Origin of the sequence: Curtobacterium sp. MCBA15_013 (assembly GCF_001865095.1) — a bacterium.
In the GTDB taxonomy this organism is placed as follows: Bacteria; Actinomycetota; Actinomycetes; order Actinomycetales; family Microbacteriaceae; genus Curtobacterium.
The window spans coordinates 7459-24662 of the sequence record NZ_MJGQ01000021.1; the positions used below are offsets into that span (position 1 = coordinate 7459).

A 17204-nucleotide genomic window follows, 5' to 3' on the forward strand; every position below is an offset into this window, starting at 1 on the left:
GGCACCGCGCCTCCCGTCCCGACCGTGGTCGCGTCTCGTGCGTCGGCCTGATCAGGCCTGCACGTCGCCCCGCCACCCGGTGTCGGTGGGCGCCGACTCGACGCGCTCCTTGTAGTTCTGCAGGTCCTTCTTGATGGCGTGACCGCCGACGCCGACCGCTGCGCCGAGCTTCTCGAGGAAGCCGGAGGGCTCCCAGTCGATCTGCGCGGTGACGCGGGTCTCGTCGTCGGAGAGCTTGTGGAAGGTGACGACGCCGGCGTGGTCGGTCTCGCCGTCCTTGACCGTCCACGCGACCCGCTCGTCGGGGTGCTGCTCGGTGATCAGGGCACGGAACTCGCGCTCCTGGCCGGCGACCTTCACGGTCCAGTCGGTGGTCTTGTCGTCGACCTGGACGATCTTCTCGACCTCGTCGAGGAACTCGGGGAACTCCTCGAAGCGGGTCCACTGGCCGTAGGCAGCTGCGACGGGGACGTTCACGTCGACGGTTTCGATGATCTGAGGCATGACCCGGACGGTAGGCGGCCACGGCTGGGCGCCGTACAGGGGCGTGTCCCCCGGGGCGCACTAGTGTGAGGGAGATGACTGAGCACGGGAAGCACGCGTTCCACGAACGGGACGAGTACGGCATCCTGGTGCGCCCGGCCCTGGCGTCGGACGTCCCGCACATCCAGCGGCTCATCTCGCCCTACGTCGACCGGCGGATCCTGCTCGGCAAGGAGAACGTCGCGCTCTACGGTTCGATCCAGCAGTTCCGGATCGCCGAAGGCCCCGACGGCGTCCCGATCGGGTGCGGCGCGCTCGCCGTGTTCTGGGACGACATCGCCGAGGTGCGCACGCTCGCCCTCGACGCCGACTGGATCCACAAGCGCGTCGGCCACCGCATGCTCGAGGCACTGGAGCACGACGCCCGCGAACTCGGCGTCGCCCGCATCTTCTGCCTGACGTTCGAGGTCGACTTCTTCACGAAGCACGGGTACCTCGAGATCGGCGAGAGCGTCGTCTCGCCCGAGGTGTACGCCGAGCTCGTCCGGTCGTCGGACGAAGGGGTCGCGGAGTTCCTCGACCTCGCGCGGGTGAAGCCGAACACGCTCGGCAACACCCGCATGCTGAAGATCCTCTGACGCTTTCGCCTGCCCTCCGGCGGGGTTCCCTCGTCGGGCTCGCGCCGTTGTCTACCCTGTGCGCATGTCGTCGTTCCGTCACCCCGTCGGGCCCGAGAAGCCGGGCGTCTACTGGCGCCGTCGTGCGATGGTCATCGGGGTGCTGCTGCTGATCGTGGTCGTCGTCGTGCTGATCGTGGTCGGGCGGGGTGGGGCGTCTGCTGATCCGGGTTCTTCTTCCGCTTCCGCCTCCGCGTCGTCTGCCGGGCCGTCGTCGTCGCCGCGTGCCACGCCCTCTGCAGCCGCTTCGTCCTCGGGGTCGGCCTCGGCCTCGGCCTCAGCCTCGTCTTCGTCTTCGTCTTCGGCTTCGGCTTCGGCTCCGGCCTCGGCCAAGGACGGGTCGACGTGTGCCAAGGAGCAGATCGAGCTCACGCCCGTCGTCGACAAGACCTCGTACGGCCCCACCGAGGACCCGAAGATCGCGATGTCGATCAAGAACACCGGGTCGAACTCGTGCCACATGGACCTCGGGTCGTCCCAGCAGGTGCTCACGATCTCGTCCGGCGAGGAGCAGTACTGGTCGTCGAAGGACTGCCAGACCGGCGGGACCAACCAGGACGTCACGATCAAGGCCGGGCAGACCCTGACCACGCCGGCGATCGCCTGGGACCGGACGCGGTCGTCGACCTCGACGTGCGACTCGTCACGGCCGTCGGTGACCGGTGGGGGTGCGAGCTACCACCTGGAGGTGGCGGTGGGGAACATCGAGTCGAAGGCGTCGGTGCAGTTCATCCTCGGGTAGTCCGGCGGTGCTCCCCCTGCTACGATGAACACAAGTGGATTGGGAATGCCCGGTCGGCGTCACCCCCGGATCTCCGGGGGTTTTCGCTTGTCCGGGGGAGACCTCGAGGCCACGGTCCTCGGTGCTGTAACCGTGTCGTGGAACGGGAACGGGCCCGTCGTCACGAGGACGACGGGCCCGTTCGGGCTGGAGGAGATCAGCCGATGACGGAGATGTTCTCCGCCTGCGGGCCCTTGCGACCCTCGGTGATGTCGAACTCCACCTTCTGGTTCTCCTCGAGCGACTTGTAGCCGTTGCCAGCGATCGCGGAGAAGTGAGCGAAGACGTCAGCGGAGCCGTCGTCCGGGGCGATGAAGCCGAAGCCCTTTTCGTTGTTGAACCACTTGACGGTGCCGGTCGATGCCATGATGGCGTTCCTTACTTTCTTGCCAGTCGACATCTGCAGTCGACTGTCTTGCGATGCGGTATTCGCTACCGCCGATCCACCGACGGATGTCGTCAGATCGATGCGTCCTGCGGGCATGGGGCCGGTAGAACGGGTTCGGGGCCAGGCGGCCGGGGAAGGCCAGTGACCGATGGCGCTCGAGGTGCTGTGCACCGGAAGAACGATGGACTCCCGCCGAAGCGGTTGGTACCAATCTACAGTCTTGTGGCCACAAGGGAAGAGCCGAAGTCGCCGAACGTCCATGAATCTGGTGGACTGGGTCTCGATGGCAGACAAGGAACAGCGTTTCCGGAGCGAACAGCTCGAGGCGGCGCTCGAGAAGCAGGACGTCGCGGCGGTGGCCTTCGCGCTCCGCAACGACATCGTGATCGTCCCCCGGCTCGTCACCGGCAAGAAGGACATGCAGGTGCGGGTGTTCGGGCGCGAGGGCTCCGACAAGCGCATCCTGCTGCTGTTCTCGTCGGCGGACGCGTACACGGCGATGGTGCCGGACGAGAAGGTCCGGCAGGTGATGGTCTACGACGGGCCGCGGCTCGAGGAGTTCATCGCGGCGCACCTGGACTCGCTCGAGGGCGTCTTCTTCGACATCGCGGGCCCGCACACGATGCAGGCGACGCCCGAGGACCTGCTGGCGGCGCTCCGGGCCTGACTCGCGCTTGCGTGCGCGTCGTTCGGCGGCGTGTCGCACCGCCGGCTCTGCCGTGATCGGTGCTGCCGTGATCGGTCAGAACGCTCGATCGAGTTCGCGCTCCCGTTCGTTCGCGGCCAGGGAGAACGCGACCCGCAGTGCTTCGCGGAGGTGCTGGGCGTCCGCGCCGAGCACGGTCGTGAACCCGAGACGTGCGGCTTCGCTCGCGCGCTGTTTCGTGCCGGTGGTCGGGCGGATCTCGCCCGCGAGGCTGATTTCGCCGACCGCCGCCAACGTGTGCGGGTACGGACGGTCGCGGGCGGCACTCGCCAGGGCCAGTGCGATGGCGAGGTCCGCGCCGGGCTCGGTGAGCTTCATGCCGCCCACCGTGGAGACGTAGACGTCGGCATCCGACAGCTTCAGGCCGGCGCGACGTTCGAGCACCGCGAGCAGCATCGCCACGCGGGAGGAGTCGACGCCGTTCACGACCCGGCGCGGCTGCGGCGCCGAGCTCGGGACGACGAGCGCCTGCACCTCGACCGGGAGTGCTCGGCGTCCCTCGAGCGCGACGGTCACGCACGTACCGGACACCGGCGCGCCGTTCTTCGACATGAAGAGGCCACTGGGGTCGGGGACCTCGTGGATGCCGTCGCCGGCCATGTCGAAGCAGCCGACCTCGTCCGTGGGGCCGAAGCGGTTCTTGAGCGCGCGGACGAACCGGAGTGCGGTCTGCCGGTCGCCCTCGAAGTGGCACACGACGTCGACGAGGTGTTCGAGCAGTCGGGGTCCGGCGATCGTGCCGTCCTTCGTCACGTGCCCGACGATGAGGACCGGGAGCGCGCGGTCCTTCGCCACGCGGATCAGCGTGGAGGCGACTTCGCGCACCTGCGACGTACCACCGGCGATGCCGTCGATCGAGCTCGACGAGATGGTCTGCACCGAGTCGGCGATGAGGAGGTCCGGCTTGACCTGGTCGATCTGGCCGAGGATGACGCCGAGGTCGACCTCGCTCGCCAGGTAGAGGTCGTCGTGCATCGCCCCTGTGCGTTCGGCGCGGAGCCGGACCTGGTCGACGGATTCCTCGGCGCTGACGTAGAGCACGCGCTTGCCGGTCGCTGCCGCTCGTGAAGCGACCTCGAGCAGGAGCGTGGACTTGCCGACGCCGGGCTCGCCGGAGAGCAGGACCGCCGCACCCGGGACCACTCCGCCGCCGAGGACGCGGTCGAACTCGCCGATGCCGGTCTGCCAGCGCTGGACCGTTGTTCCGCGGGATTCGGTGATGGGCCGTGCCACGCGGTTGCCCGTGACCGCAACCGAGGCGGTTCCCCGGGTACTGGCCGTGGCCGCAGTGGAGTCCTCGACCGTGCCCCAGGACTGGCACTCGCCGCAGCGGCCGACCCACTTGATGCTGGTCCAGCCGCACTCGGTGCAGCGGTAGAGGGACTGAGCGCGCGCCATGATCGCCAGGCTAGGCGGTGCCGCCGACATCACCCGCGCGGTCGTCCGGACCGTCGGGGCGCGTGTCGGGTCCGGCGTCGGGCACGGCGACCGACCCGGTCATGCGCTGCCGAAGGCGGTCGATGCGGCCGGGGCGCTCGGCGTGGTCGAGAGCCTCGGCGCCCTCGGTGTCCTGCTCGGCCCGGGCGGTCGCCACCGCTCCGGCTCCGGCGCCGAGGTCCTCGGCTTCACGGGCGGACAGGTAGTGCCGGATCGCGGCGACGACGTCGACCCGAGCATCGACCGCGGGTTCGAACGCGCTCGCCCAGATCTCGTACCCACGGTCGTTCGGGTGGAACAGGTCGCCGTAGCTGTTGAAGAACGTCCGGCGCAGACCGACCCGCTTGGTGATGGTGTGCAGCGGCGCGACCGTGAGCCCGAACTCCTCGGCCACCCGGTGCACGATCTCGTTCGCCACGGCGACCTTGCGCTCACGGTCGGGGACGAACATGCACGGCAGCTCGGCGACGATCGCGTGCGACGGCACTGCGCCGTAGATGTCGCGGATGTTCCGCTCGAACTTGTCGGGGTGGAAGTCGGCGATGTCGTTCGCGCCGATCGACACCGTGCAGATGTCAGGCGTGTAGTTGCGGAGCTTCGGCAGCTGGTCCTTCCGCGCGCCCCACGTCGTCGAGCCGGACACGCTGAGGTTCACGACGCGGACCGAGGACCGGGAGCGGTGTCGGATCCGGCGGGCGAGCAGTCCTACATACCCGCGGTGGGGCTCGCTCGCACCGACGCCCTGCGCCGCCGAGTCACCGATCGCGAGGTACGTGATCTGCCCCTCGTGCTGCAAGCGCTCGCGCCACCAGTCGGCGTGCACGGGTAGCAGCTCGCCAACCCGACGGGCGGCGGCGCGCTGGCCGCGGACGCCGGCCCGGGCGCCGAAAGCAGCGCCTCCGAGGACGGTGAGGCCGCCGACGACCGACGACAGCAGTGCGATGAGCGTGCGAGATCTCATGCGGTGGACGTTACGCGGACTTCTTCGGGACGCGATCCGTCTCGACCGGGCCGTGGACGGGCGCCCGGGACCGGCCACTTGTGGAGGGGGAGCCGACGCGCGGTGGTGCGTGGCGCCTCCTGGATCGTGTAAACTCTCTCCCGGTACCGTGTCCGAGCGGCCGAAGGATCATGTCTCGAAAACATGTGTGGGGGCAACTCCACCGTGGGTTCAAATCCCACCGGTACCGCCACAGGGTTGATTGCAGGTCTGGTCTCCAGCATTTGCAGGTCTGACCCAACGAGAGAGCCCCCGGCTTCGGCCGGGGGCTCTTCTGGTTCTCGGAGGCTGTTCGATGCCGGGTTTCGGCGCTCGCCGACGGATCCGCGGTTGCTTGCGCGCTCGGAGCGTCGTCGCCAACTCGTTTTCGGGCGCACCAAAGTACCCCGGACGCTCGTCGCCTGCTTTCGGGCGCGTCGGAGCGTCGGGGTGTGCGGGTGGTCGTGTTTGGTTCTGCCGGCGGTGCCGGTGCAGGTCAGCCCGCTACGCGGGCACTGGCGGCAGCTCTAACTGTTCCCAGGGCACCAGTTTCCGGGGCGGCGGGTTCCGCATGTAGCGGGTTTCGCCGTTGCGGTCGCGAGCGCGCTTGAGGTACTCGTCGGGCTGCTTTCGCGGCTGGGGTGCGCGGCCAGCGGTGGCTCGTCGTTCCAGCTCGTATTCGTCGTGTTCGAACTGAATGATGCGTCGCATGTTCGATGCGACGGCGAAGAGGGCGAGCGCGAACTGCTGGGCGGCGAGACCGTGCATGGGCCTGCTCATCGTGTTTTCGAGGTTGTGGTCCTTCTGCAGCAGGTCGTTGGAGGACTCGCTGCTGTTCCGGTCGGCCCGGTATGTGTCGAACCATTCCTTGCTGCCGTAGCGGAGCTTCTGCCGCTGCTGCACGTGCGTGGTCGGCTTCACGGATACTGACTTCTGGCAGCAGACCTTGTAGTCCTTCTGCCGCTCGGTGATGTTCGTCGGCTGAATGCGTACCCGGTCGGCGTCCTCGTCGGGGACGGCGTTCTTCTGCAGTTCGCGGAGCGGGCAGGACGCTGTCGGGGATGGCCCAGATGCGGGGCAGCTGAGGCGGAGCGTGCCGTTGGCTTTCTGCTCGTGGAGGATGAGTTCATACTTTTCGAGCTTCTTCCGTGCTTTCCAGTACTCCTCGTTCGTGAGCTTGCCCTGCTCCCAGAGCTTTGTGGACTCGAGCAGCTCCAGCGGCGTGGATGGGCAGTAGTAGCGGCCTTCGACCATGACGGAGTTGCCGATGGCGCCGTTGGTGATGCCTTTCTGCCGGTCGACGTAGTCCTTCACGACCGGGATGCCACGTGCAATGAGCTGCTCGTGGAACTCGTCTTTCAGCTGGGAGTAGCCGCGGTCGAAGCTCAACCGGGTCAGTTCGTAGCCGCGGGACTGCAACGAGTCGAGCAGGGAGATGGCGTGACCACCGATGCGTTTGTTCGGGGTGCCGAGGCTGATGGCGCGGATGAGTTGCGGTGCGTGCTTCTTCTTGTCCGCGTGAGGGTCTTCGAGGACGTCGATGATGATGTTCGCCATGTAGGCCAGCTCCCACTTGATGCGGGAGATGCGTTCTTCTTCGTCGGCGTTGCGCTTCTTCGCACCCTTCTTCTTCGTCACCCAGTCCGCTTCCATCGCGCGGACGCGACGCGCCTCTGGCTGATTCGTGGTCGGGTCGAGTGCGTTCTTCTGCGGGATTTCCTTGCCGGTCTTTGGGTCTCGTTTCCACCGGGCGAGGACCGCGCCGGCCTTCACGCCACTCTGGTCGATGGTCATGGAAGTCTTCTTCCGCCGGTACTTCCGTGCCTGCTGCTGCAGCGACATCTCGACGAGTGCGTTCATGAACCACTCGGCGCGAGCGTTCAGCTCCGCGACGAACTTCTGGTCGACGGCGGCCTCCCAGGCGATGCGGTCCTCGTACGACATCGCTTTCCACTGGTTCCGTTCTGCGCCGTCGTTGGTGATGTACGGGTCGAAGGTGGCGATGACGCGGTGGATGGCTCGGTGGGCGATGAAGTACCAGTTGGTGAAGGGGTTGTCGTAGAGGTGGCCGATGCCGAGCACTTCCCGGGCCTCGGGGGTGAGCCGGTGCTGGAGCGCACGCGCCATGTCCTTGACGCGGACGGAGGAGTGTTCGATGACGAGGATGAGCGCGATGGTGAGGATGACGGCATCGTTGATGGCCGGCGGCGGCCCACCGTTGCGTTTCCCGGTGCGTTCGCGGTTCCGGCGGCGCCACACGCCAAGCGGTGGCAGGACTTGGGATTGGATGACACGGTCGAGCCATGCCTGTGCCAGGTCAGCGTCGATGGGGGTCATCGGGCCGGGGCCCGCCTCGACCTCAGCATGGGTTAGGCCGCCTTCACCGACGGCGCGGAGCACGTCGAACGTCGCGGCGACAGTGTTGTCCCACGTGTTCGCCAGGCCGGTCATCGCTTCCCGCCCCGAGCGGACCGGCGCGCTTCTGCGAGGAGCTCGGCACGCAACGCTTGGAACTTCGATGCAGCGGAGTCGGTCTGGTCCTCGGCTACTGCAGCGGTGAGGCCGTCCGGCGCCGGAGGCAGGGCCTCGTACCGGGACTTCTTGCGCGGTCGCTTCGGCGTCCGGTCGGCTTCGAGGTCCGCGATGCGTCGCGGCGCGGGGTCCTCTCTGGTGACGGGCTGGCGGTCACCGTCTTTATGCAGCTCAGACGCGGCGTCGCGCGTAAATGGAACCGAGGGAGTGCCTGCGGGGAAGGCGGTGCTGTCTGCCGTGGGCGTGGCCATCATCGGTCGACGGTCGTAGTCACCCCGGTTTCGGTCACGCGGGCGGGGCCGACCTTCGGGGCGTGGTGCGTCACTGAGCTTCGCGTTGACCGGGTCGACGTGGCCGCGGAGCTGGACCATAGCGGCCTCCCACTCGCGGCTTCCGTACTCGCCGTTGTCCTTGAGTGCAGCTGCCGCGTCGACGGCGCGGGGCTCGGCTTGCATGTTGACGTTGGACGCTGCGACCTCGTCGCGCAGCTTCCCGTATGCGGCTCGCCAGCTGTCGTCTCCGTAGGCGCTGATGTCGTGGCCGGTATTGTCCATGCCTGCTGCGTATGCGGCGGGATTGCGGACGGCGTCGTTCCACTGGGCGAAGTCGAGGTGCGCGGTGTCGAAGTAGCGGCGGAAGCGGACGACGTCAGACGTGCCGACTGCTTGCATGATGATGCTGAGCGGCAGGGCACGAATCAGCTGGAGCAGCCAGGTGTCGCGGAGCCACTGCGGGTTCGGGGCCGGGTGTGGGCCGCGGTAGAGGGTTCGGAGCGTCGTTCCGCGTCCTCGGGGCGTCTGCCCGGGGAAGAGCACATGGTCGTCCTCAACGAAATGGCTGCTCGGTTCGTCGAGGTAGCGCTCCCACTCGGTGTGGACAGGGACCGTACGTGCGTGGCGACCTTCGACCCGAACGGTGTAACCGTCGTCGGAGCGGTGGATGTCTCGTCCGCGGACGTTGAGGGCTTCGGTCATGGCGAGGCCGGCGCCTCCCATGAGTGCGAGCGTGATGTACGCGTACCGTCGCCGTTCTGGTGTGTTCTGGGTCGCCGCCCAGCCTTCGAGCTCAGCCAATTCAGCGGCGGTGTACTCGTGCACTGGCACGAAGGTGGTGTCCCGCTTCGTCTTGCGGTGCTCGATGCTGGTGACGGCGCTGGCAACTCGGAAGAGTCGGGACCGGAGAGACTTGAACGAGCCGCTCTTCTTGTCGCTGACGCGGCTGCGGAGGTACCTGCCCATCAGCGAGGGGTGGAAGATGGCTGCGTAGTCGAGCGGTGCATGCTCCTCATGGGTTGCCCAGAGGACGAAGAGAGTGACCGTGGAGAGCATCTCCGCAGCGACCTTCGCGTTCGCTGGCCCGTAGGTGAGGACGGCCTGGCGACAAAAGTCCTGCACTCGATTCCAGTCCGCGGGCAGGACGTTGACGGGACGGTACTTCATCAGAGCCTCCCGAATCCCTGGCGAGTCATGTTCCGTGTTAGGAACAGAGTGTGCTACAGGAACTGCCGGAGCGGAAGGGGTCTGGTGCTGGTGTGCGGTCATGCCGTTTGTATGCGCGGACGATCTCAGTAGCTGGGATCTCAGGTGTGAGATCGCGGAGTCTCGGGTACTCCTTCGAGGTAGGGCTACGACAAAATCCCTGATCGCATCGAGGTCCGTCCCGAGCTCACTAGGTACCGAGTCCGCCCGGAGGACTCGTGTCCCATCCTTGCACCCGGGCGTGTCGCTGGAACTTGTGACCTTGCGAGGGGGCGGGTTTCGTACTTTCACGAGGGAGTACGTCTCGTAGAGATGTGGGCGAAACCGGCCAGGTGATATACACCAACACCCTGTTGAACAACCCTGGGAGCCAGCCGTACGGTACCTGGAGGACGTAATTCGTCAACAACCTGTTGAACAACCCTGAGAGTTTCCTGTCAGGGGGAGTCTAGCGCTCCCTGTGACATGCTCATCTTGTGGCTTCAGACATGCTTCCCGCCGACTACGCACAAGTTCTGCTCACGCTGACGAACCGCGTGAAGGACGCGCGGCTACGAGCGCAACGTCAGGTCAACACGGCCTTGGTCCGGCTGTACTGGGAAATCGGTTCGACGGTCTCTGCGCGGACCAAGAGCGCTGACTGGGGCGACGGTGTGCTCCGGCAGCTCTCGCAAGACCTGCGAGCAGCCTTTCCGGGTGTGCGGGGCCTGTCGTCGACGAACCTCAGCTATATGCGGCGCTTCGCGGAGGCCTACCCTGATCCCGACACGGCTGACAAGGCGATCTGGGACTTGCCATGGACCTTGGTCATTGACATCGTCACCAAGCTTTCGAGTGACGAGGAGCGTACCTGGTATGCACGTAGCGCCGTTGCGAACAACTGGTCTCGAAGCGTGCTCAACCACCAGATCAGTTCGAACGGCATGGCGCGGCTCGGTGCCGCGCCCACAAACTTCGACACGACCCTCTTGCCGGGTGACTCTGACCGGGCCAAGGAGCTGACGAAGGACCCCTACGTCCTCGACTTCATCCAACTCAACGCCGACGCGAAGGAGCGCGATCTCGAGGACGCGCTCCTCGACCGGATCACCGATACGCTTCGCGAACTCGGAGACGGATTCGCCTTCTACGCGCGACAGAAGCGATTCGATGTCGGCGAAGACGAGTTCATCATCGACCTTCTCTTCTTCCACGTCACACAGCTGCGATGGGTAGTCGTCGAACTGAAGATCGGGAAGTTCAAGCCCGAATACGCGGGTCAGCTCGGGATGTACGTCAACCTCGTCGACGATCAACTGCGCATCGCCGACTTGCACGCTCCGACAGTCGGCATCCTGCTTGTGACGGACCGTAATGACCAAGTCGTCCGCTACTCGCTGGCGGGCGCCGCTCAGCCGATGGCTGTCTCGACATATGAGACGCTTCCCGCGCCGGTGCAGGAGGCACTTGTGTCTCCGGAACTACTCCAGAAGCTCGAAGAAGATGTTGTCTTGGAGCTGGACGAATTGACGGATGACGACTCGATCGACGACGACTAGCCCGAGAGCGACTACTGACATCAACGAGCGAACGGCAGTAGCCGGTCGAGTGCTTCCGCGGACTGCAATCCGGCGATGCGGAGCAGCGTCTTCAGGGGTGTTCCGGCTTCGAGGTGGCTGACGATCCACGTCGCCCGCATCCGTCGGGTCTGGATCTCCATCGGTGGTGCGGTGCGTGAGATGAAGTCGGTGACGAGGTTCACGTTGTTGCCGCGTTGCTCGGCGCGGAACGCCCAGCCCTGACCATGCATGAACTCGATCCTGGTTCGAAGGCCAGCGTCCCACTCCTTTGATACCGGCACAGCTCGCGCCCCACTGCCACTTCCGACGTACGCAACAAGCTCGTCGCCGCGAGCCTCAACCCCCTCGACCCGCAGTCGGATGATCTCCGCCCCGGTGAGTCCGGCACCGAACCCGAGCGAGAGCAGTGCCGCTGCCGAGGTTCGCCGCTCTTCCGACGTCTGCGCCCGCGACCAGCCCTCAAGTGATGCCTGCTCGGCGACCGTGTACGGCGTGACGGCGTCGGCTCTCCCGAGCGTCTTGAACTTCCCGATGGCGTTGTCGCCGAGGAGCGCTTCGGAGACGCGTCGGAGGCGGGCGCGGATGGTGTTCCGGCTGGCGCGGTTGTAGCCGGCGAGGTGGTGGACGACGAACCGGTTCACCATGTACGGGTCGAAGACGGACGCGTCGGTGAGCGGCGCGTATTCGGTCCGGGCGAAGTGGGCGAGGCGTGTGACCGCCGGGTACAGCTCGCGTGCGCTGTATGTGACGAGCGGTTCTGTGCGGGCAACGACGTCGTGAACGTACGGTGCGATCGCGGCCCAGTCCCGTTCGGGGAGTTGTGGGCGATACGGCCGGCTGTTCATAGATATGAACGTAACGACGATGGCGGTGTCTTTGCAACTGCGCAGCTGGCCACGGTGCACTGATCCGGCCACCGGGGCTCGTCGCGGTCGAGTCTGGCGAGTGCACTCTGTCCGGGCTCGACGGGCAGCCGGATGTCGTATCTCCGTGTCGCGAAACCTTCGTGAGGGTCCGAGGTAGTGAGCGAGCGCGAACGGCGCACATGCGACGGGGGACCCGGACTCCTTGTTGGGGAACGTAACCGCGCGATCGAGTACGGCCTCGATTTAGTCGACTGCTCGCGAGGCTGCTCAGATCAGGACGCTCCCATCGTTGTCCAATCCCCACCAGACCGTCCCCACCTCGGGGTGTCGTAGGGACGGCGGCCGGGAGTTAGGCTTCGACTGATGTCGACTGTTCCTCTCTTTGAACCGCCGGTACGGCCGTGGATCCAGGGCGCGCGCCCACTCGGAGCGGATGAAGTTGCGCTGATGGAGTGGCAGGAGCTGCTGTTTTGCCGGCTCACCGGCCAGTTCGGTAGCTACATCAGTAGCCCAAAGACCATCGCGTCGGAGCAGCTGCTGAGGCTTGAGCGCAGCATTTACTACGGCATCGGACGGAACTCCCCCGCGTTCGGCGAGATTGTCGCTCTGTTCGAACCCTTAGAAGAGCACGGTTCGCATGCGGGCGTAACCACTCCTTTCGACACCGGCGGACTTGCTCAAGGCCACATCCACTTGCGGCCGCCCGTGTCCAATCCTGCAGAGGTCGTCAGCGACGCGAACGTCGCAATCGATCGTCACCAGGACGCCCTGAACGGCTGGATCGACGCGACATACCCGCCGGGGGACTACCGTGCCGACGAGGACGGGAGTCGGCCGACGGAGTCCTCCGTACCGGCCATTGTCCTCACGCCGGACACAGACGATCGCGGCTGGACCTGGGAAGGCCGCATCGACGCAAGGGACTACGACCAGCTGCCTCTCACCGTGCGTCGGGTCTACTTCAAGCACGGCTCGCTACAGATGTATCTGGACTGGTTAGAGGAGCGGACACCCCTGGACTCGGCCGATCTTCTGCCGCATGAAGACCTCATAGCGGCGATCGGCATGGAGGTCGCCAGCCCCTACGAGGCTATGATGGAAGATCTGGGAGGTTGAAGCGATGGACGACTACCGCCTGGTCGGGTTCATCTCTGACCTGAACGGAAACCAAACACAGCTCTTCACCGCGGATCCGGTCCTCAAGCACGATGGCGACCTCTACGTCGCGGAAGCACGAAACTGGACGCGGGACGATCTGCGCAAAGTGCAGGCAAGCGCCCTCCGGTTCGTTGAACCCGTACCCGAGGACGAGCAAATCAACCTGCAGCCAGGTGAAGTGGTGTGGCTCGCGGGACGCACGTTCGTCGCTGAACTCAGCAGAATCTCCCGGACGCCGTATGCGAGCCTCGCGCAGTTGCGTCGCGAGATCGGGCGGTGGAACCGAACGCGTCGCATGGGCTTTGCGTGGACGACGGGCACCCGTTCTCAGTTCACGCGTCTGATCGCCGAGCCGACCACTGACATCACTGCGATGCTCCAAAACGCACTGTTCGACCGACAAGAACTCTCGCACGGGGACGCTGAGTCGTACTTCACGGTCTTCCGAGCACTAGTGCAAAAAGACACGCTCGATCACCTAGTCACGCGGGCGCTGTACTACCGAGAACGGCACGATGACCGGCGCATGCTCTCAGTTGCACGACGCGCCGTCCGAGCCGGCGTAGCCACCGATCAGAACGAGTTCCTTGCAGCGTTGGAGGCGCGCGCAGGCCGCCTCGGTGCGCAACGCCTCGCCGATGTCAACCGCGAGTCGCGACCGCAGAGCGCTGTCCGCAATGACATCTTGGCGCTCTTGAGCTCGGTAGTGGTGGCGGAACGGGAAGCAGCTGCGGTGGAGTCCGGCAACCACTGGCGTGCGTTTGAGACGCGAGTAACGATTGACCGGTCGCGAGAGGTTGCAGCCAAGCTGCTCGCGACGATGAAACACGACCAACTTCCGCCAGCGGCGGAGAGCGCGGGGACCCACACACGATGACCGAATCGACTGACACCGCCCCTGAGCCTGATGACGACAACCAGCTAGGGAGCGGGGTCGCGGGCGATGCCGCCGAGGCAATTGGCACCAGTCTGACGGGCATGAGGCAGATCCTTGACCGGCTGAACGAGGGTGAGGCGCGCAAGCAGTCATACTCCGCAGCTGTCTCGGAGGCGCAGTACGCCGCCGACCTCCGTCGCGCGTTTGCCAACTACCGCCGCGATGAGGAGTTCAAACCGGGCGATCTTGTTCAGTGGAAGCCGATGCTCCGAAACCGCCCTTACCCGGCAGAAGGGGCGCCAGCTGTCGTCGTTCGCCACCTCAAGCCGGCGGCCGTTACGGATGGCATCGAGCAGAGCGAGGACCTTGATATCGAGCTCGGTTTCCTCGATGGAGAGCAGTCCTTCCTGGTCTTCTCTTACTCCAGCGCGCGCTTCACACGCTGGACTGAGTAGCAACGGCGGGGTCCCCGCCTCCTCAGCCCCGAACGTGCCGCAGACGCGGAGCCTCCGCTTCAGCCCCTGGATCAGTCGGTGGGCGATACCGCTGGCCCCGCTACTGTCGTGCAGAAGGGGGAACGGGTGCGCTCACGCCACATTGCGCTCTCGGTGCGCTTCGCCTCGTGGCGGTACGGGCGTGCCAAGAGTCATATCACTGTGGCGTCGCGCTGTCGGAGTTGACCGGTACGCTTCACGATGAGACTAGTGGAGTATTGCTCGATTCAAATTGAGGCGGCACAGCGTGAGGATCACCCGGATAGACGTCAGGTTCTTCCGTTCGTTCAACTATGACTTCGAGCTCAAATCCCGGGCCGATAGCAAGCCGGCGGACTGGGAGGACGCGAACCCGTGGTTCCCCTTCGTGAAGGTGCCGCTGGAGCCAGACATCACCGCAGTTGTTGGTGCTAACGAAGCGGGCAAGAGCCAGCTGTTGACCGCGATCGAGGCGGTGCTGACCGGGGCGCCGATCGCGCGGGCAGACTTCTGCCGTTACAGCGAGCTCTATTCGGTCAAGAGCGGCGAGATCCGTCTTCCGGAGTTCGGGGGGACATTCCACCTTGAGGAGGGCGAGTCGCTTGGCCTCAGCAGGTTCGAGCACGTGACCGACTTCACCCTGTACCGCCCCGGCGCGAATGCGCCGTTCTTGGTCATCGGAGACGAGCGGTTCGATTTGAGCGCGCCCGAGCTGACCACGTTGGAATCGTCGTTGCCGACGTTGCACACCCTGAAGACCGATCTGGCGATTCCAGACAGTGTGTCGATCGCGGAGCTCGCCGGTCGGGCGCGTACCCCGCTACAGGACCGTGGCAAGCGGACCGGGTTCCTCCAAAAGCTACTCGGGCTGGCCGAGCCGACGGAAGCCGAAGCGGGGAAGTTGGCTGTCTCGGTGCTTCGCGCCGGCGCCGACGAGGCCAGCGAGCTCGCGGAAAAGAAGCGAGCCGAGGAATTCGCCCTGGCCAGGACGCTTCTGATCGATGTCGCGAAGGTCGACGCAGCGACCTTCGCTGAGCTCGAAGACGCAATTGCCTCGGAGCGGGAAGGGCAAGTCGCCGCAATCGTCGGAGGCATCAACGCCACCATCCGGGAGAACCTCAATATCCAACGGTGGTGGACGCAAGACCGCGACTTCGACCTGCTCGTCGAAGCGCGGGAACAGGAACTCGCGTTTGCGATCCGTGACCGCACGGCTTCGAAGTACTCGTTCAAGGAACGCAGCCAGGGCCTGCGGTTCTTCCTGAGCTACTTCGTCCAACTGACGGCGCATCGGTTGCAGAACACCGTGCCTGACGTGCTGCTCCTGGACGAACCTGACGCGTACCTGTCGAGCGTTGGCCAGCAGGACCTGCTGCGTGTTCTTCATGAGTACGCGCAGCCGGAAGGAGGGGGGCCCCGCTCACAGGTCGTCTACGTCACCCACTCGCCATTCCTCATCGACAAGAACGCGCCGCACCGCATCCGAGTCCTGGACAAGGGATCGGAAGACGAAGGCACCCGGGTTGTGAAGGATGCCGCAAACAACCGCTACGAACCGCTTCGCTCATCTCTCGGTGCATACGTCGCGGAGACGGCGTTCATCGGCGGTCGCAACCTCTTCGTCGAGGGTCCCGCCGACCAGATCCTCGTTGCGGGACTCGCGGCGCACCTTGCGAAGCGCAACGGTACGACCTATGGCGGCCTCGATCTCAACGATGTCACCGTTGTCGGCGCAGGAGGAGCGGACAGTATCCCGTACATGGTGTACCTCGCCCGCGGCCGAGACACAGTCAAGCCCGCCTGCGTGGCCCTACTGGACGGTGACAAGGCCGGCAAGGAAGCGGAACGCGTCCTGAAGCGGGGAGATGCACGCAAGAAGCGGATCCTCAAGGACGAATACATCCTCCGACTGGACGTCTGGGCATCCGGCCACGATCTGGATCTCGCGGACGGCTTGCGGGTCGAAGAAATCGAGGACCTCATCCCGCTCGAAATCGCGCGTCGTGCGGCTCTCAACCACCTGGCACGATTCGTGGACATCGATGAGATCGACCCGACCCGATTTACGTCTGAACTCATCGCCGCCGAACTAGCTGGAAACGACGGAAAGCTGTGGGAGTCGTTGACCGCAGCGTTCGTGAAGGCTTTTCCGGACGAGCACCTTGAGAAGGCAGGACTTGCCCGCGAAGTCATCGGACTGCTCTCGCTGAAAGCGGAGGTGGAGGGTGCCGATCTCCTCCGGAGGCGGTTCTCCGTCTTGCTCACGCGCCTTGCCGAGATGTTGGACGATGCGCTGTCCGAGGAGGAGCGAGCGCGCACCGATGACCATCTGAAACGTGCTGTTCGCAACTTCGAACGGGACCACACCGATGGCATCAAGAAAATTGCCGCTCGCAAGCTCCTACGGGAGCTGGAGACGGCCCTCGATGACGCGGATCACGTTGATGAGTTCCGCACTCGTCTCTACAGCATTTCTCGCGAGTTCCAACTCGATGACCTCGCTGAGCCGAACACGCCGCGCTTTGCCGAATTCCGCGAGCAGATCAGGGCGTTCAGCAACGTGTCGCGTATTGCCTACCAGGACGATGCCTCCCGCGACCCTGCAAGTGCCTTGATTGATGCTGCTGCGACAGATGCCGGGTCGCTTCGATCTGCGGATCAGATCGAAGCGCCGGAGATGCCAGGCGACGTGCCGCCGAAGGGGAAGCAAAAAATTGGGAAGCAGGGAGCCGATCCGGTTGAGGGGTAGCGCGAGACTGGCAAGATGCCCGCCGCCTCGGCTGCGCAAAGCTCGGCACGTGCCGACAGGC

Annotated in this window: 16 protein-coding genes and 1 tRNA gene; 9 read left to right on the top strand and 8 right to left on the bottom strand. The window is 65.4% G+C overall.

What is annotated here, in order from left to right:
- Positions 1–51 precede the first annotated feature (51 nt).
- Positions 52–504 carry an SRPBCC family protein gene (locus BIV01_RS11845; protein ID WP_070417310.1) on the bottom strand — a complete coding sequence of 151 codons (453 nt, stop codon included), beginning with the start codon at positions 502–504 and terminating at the stop codon, positions 52–54.
- A gap of 74 nt (positions 505–578) precedes the next feature.
- On the opposite strand from BIV01_RS11845, the gene BIV01_RS11850 reads away from it, so the two are divergent.
- Positions 579–1121: an amino-acid N-acetyltransferase gene (locus BIV01_RS11850; RefSeq protein ID WP_071302968.1), complete on the top strand. Its 543-nt coding sequence runs from the start codon at positions 579–581 to the stop codon at positions 1119–1121.
- 108 nt (positions 1122–1229) lie between these two features.
- Here the strand turns inward: BIV01_RS11850 and BIV01_RS20095 are convergent, their stop codons facing one another.
- Complete coding sequence (locus BIV01_RS20095; RefSeq protein WP_139199320.1) at positions 1230–1601, bottom strand: hypothetical protein; 372 nt, start codon at positions 1599–1601, stop codon at positions 1230–1232.
- On the opposite strand from BIV01_RS20095, the gene BIV01_RS20100 reads away from it, so the two are divergent.
- Positions 1585–1902, top strand: a complete 318-nt coding sequence (locus tag BIV01_RS20100; RefSeq protein ID WP_139199321.1) for a hypothetical protein — start codon at positions 1585–1587, stop codon at positions 1900–1902. The genes BIV01_RS20095 and BIV01_RS20100 overlap by 17 nt on opposite strands.
- Positions 1903–2098: 196 nt before the next feature.
- Here BIV01_RS20100 and cspE read toward each other — a convergent pair whose 3' ends face one another.
- Complete coding sequence (gene cspE / locus BIV01_RS11865) at positions 2099–2308, bottom strand: transcription antiterminator/RNA stability regulator CspE (RefSeq protein WP_022907629.1); 210 nt, start codon at positions 2306–2308, stop codon at positions 2099–2101.
- 304 nt (positions 2309–2612) lie between these two features.
- Here cspE and BIV01_RS11870 point away from each other — a divergent pair, with 304 nt between their 5' ends.
- Positions 2613–2996 carry an SseB family protein gene (locus tag BIV01_RS11870; RefSeq protein WP_071296496.1) on the top strand — a complete coding sequence of 128 codons (384 nt, stop codon included), beginning with the start codon at positions 2613–2615 and terminating at the stop codon, positions 2994–2996.
- Between the two features lie 75 nt (positions 2997–3071).
- On the opposite strand, the gene radA is transcribed toward BIV01_RS11870, so the two are convergent.
- Positions 3072–4433 (bottom strand): DNA repair protein RadA, encoded by a 1362-nt coding sequence (gene radA / locus BIV01_RS11875; RefSeq protein ID WP_071302988.1) that lies wholly within the window; start codon positions 4431–4433, stop codon positions 3072–3074.
- Between the two features lie 10 nt (positions 4434–4443).
- The gene (locus tag BIV01_RS11880) at positions 4444–5433 is read right to left on the bottom strand and encodes an SGNH/GDSL hydrolase family protein (protein WP_071302970.1); all 990 of its coding nucleotides are present in this window, start codon (positions 5431–5433) and stop codon (positions 4444–4446) included.
- Between the two features lie 142 nt (positions 5434–5575).
- Here BIV01_RS11880 and BIV01_RS11885 point away from each other — a divergent pair.
- Positions 5576–5665 (top strand) — tRNA-Ser (locus BIV01_RS11885).
- Positions 5666–5955: 290 nt separating this feature from the next.
- Here BIV01_RS11885 and BIV01_RS11890 read toward each other — a convergent pair.
- Both BIV01_RS11890 and BIV01_RS11895 read right to left on the bottom strand, forming a co-directional pair.
- Positions 5956–7902 (bottom strand): hypothetical protein, encoded by a 1947-nt coding sequence (locus tag BIV01_RS11890; protein WP_071302971.1) that lies wholly within the window; start codon positions 7900–7902, stop codon positions 5956–5958.
- Positions 7899–9524, bottom strand: coding sequence for a site-specific integrase (locus tag BIV01_RS11895; RefSeq protein WP_139199322.1), 1626 nt, complete (start codon positions 9522–9524; stop codon positions 7899–7901). The genes BIV01_RS11890 and BIV01_RS11895 overlap by 4 nt, the downstream gene beginning before the upstream one ends.
- 425 nt (positions 9525–9949) lie before the next feature.
- Here BIV01_RS11895 and BIV01_RS11900 point away from each other — a divergent pair, with 425 nt between their 5' ends.
- Entirely contained in the window at positions 9950–10999 is a 1050-nt protein-coding gene (locus tag BIV01_RS11900; protein ID WP_071302973.1) for a PDDEXK nuclease domain-containing protein, read from the top strand.
- 20 nt (positions 11000–11019) lie between these two features.
- Here BIV01_RS11900 and BIV01_RS11905 read toward each other — a convergent pair whose 3' ends face one another.
- Complete coding sequence (locus BIV01_RS11905) at positions 11020–11937, bottom strand: hypothetical protein (protein ID WP_139199323.1); 918 nt, start codon at positions 11935–11937, stop codon at positions 11020–11022.
- 312 nt (positions 11938–12249) lie between these two features.
- Here BIV01_RS11905 and BIV01_RS11910 point away from each other — a divergent pair, with 312 nt between their 5' ends.
- The 4 genes from BIV01_RS11910 to BIV01_RS11925 all read left to right on the top strand — a co-directional run bounded on the left by BIV01_RS11910 (position 12250) and on the right by BIV01_RS11925 (position 17143).
- The gene (locus tag BIV01_RS11910; protein WP_139199324.1) at positions 12250–13002 is read left to right on the top strand and encodes a hypothetical protein; all 753 of its coding nucleotides are present in this window, start codon (positions 12250–12252) and stop codon (positions 13000–13002) included.
- Positions 13003–13006: 4 nt separating this feature from the next.
- Entirely contained in the window at positions 13007–13921 is a 915-nt protein-coding gene (locus tag BIV01_RS11915) for a hypothetical protein (RefSeq protein ID WP_071302976.1), read from the top strand.
- On the top strand, positions 13918–14376 hold the full coding sequence (locus tag BIV01_RS11920) for a hypothetical protein (RefSeq protein ID WP_071302977.1): 459 nt from the start codon (positions 13918–13920) through the stop codon (positions 14374–14376). Before BIV01_RS11915 ends, BIV01_RS11920 begins: the two co-directional genes overlap by 4 nt.
- Before the next feature lie 286 nt (positions 14377–14662).
- A complete protein-coding gene (locus BIV01_RS11925; RefSeq protein ID WP_139199325.1) occupies positions 14663–17143 on the top strand; it encodes an AAA family ATPase in 2481 nt (826 codons plus the stop codon).
- The last annotated feature ends 61 nt before the right edge of the window (positions 17144–17204 follow it).

Coding starts and splice junctions, on each gene's coding strand:
- BIV01_RS11845 (WP_070417310.1), bottom strand. CDS start 504: ATGCCTCAGATCATCGAAACCGTCGACGTGAACGTCCCCGTCGCAGCT.
- BIV01_RS11850 (WP_071302968.1), top strand. CDS start 579: ATGACTGAGCACGGGAAGCACGCGTTCCACGAACGGGACGAGTACGGC.
- BIV01_RS20100 (WP_139199321.1), top strand. CDS start 1,585: ATGTCGATCAAGAACACCGGGTCGAACTCGTGCCACATGGACCTCGGG.
- cspE (WP_022907629.1), bottom strand. CDS start 2,308: ATGGCATCGACCGGCACCGTCAAGTGGTTCAACAACGAAAAGGGCTTC.
- BIV01_RS11870 (WP_071296496.1), top strand. CDS start 2,613: ATGGCAGACAAGGAACAGCGTTTCCGGAGCGAACAGCTCGAGGCGGCG.
- radA (WP_071302988.1), bottom strand. CDS start 4,433: ATGGCGCGCGCTCAGTCCCTCTACCGCTGCACCGAGTGCGGCTGGACC.
- BIV01_RS11880 (WP_071302970.1), bottom strand. CDS start 5,433: ATGAGATCTCGCACGCTCATCGCACTGCTGTCGTCGGTCGTCGGCGGC.
- BIV01_RS11890 (WP_071302971.1), bottom strand. CDS start 7,902: ATGACCGGCCTGGCGAACACGTGGGACAACACTGTCGCCGCGACGTTC.
- BIV01_RS11895 (WP_139199322.1), bottom strand. CDS start 9,524: ATGACCGCACACCAGCACCAGACCCCTTCCGCTCCGGCAGTTCCTGTA.
- BIV01_RS11900 (WP_071302973.1), top strand. CDS start 9,950: ATGCTTCCCGCCGACTACGCACAAGTTCTGCTCACGCTGACGAACCGC.
- BIV01_RS11910 (WP_139199324.1), top strand. CDS start 12,250: ATGTCGACTGTTCCTCTCTTTGAACCGCCGGTACGGCCGTGGATCCAG.
- BIV01_RS11915 (WP_071302976.1), top strand. CDS start 13,007: ATGGACGACTACCGCCTGGTCGGGTTCATCTCTGACCTGAACGGAAAC.
- BIV01_RS11920 (WP_071302977.1), top strand. CDS start 13,918: ATGACCGAATCGACTGACACCGCCCCTGAGCCTGATGACGACAACCAG.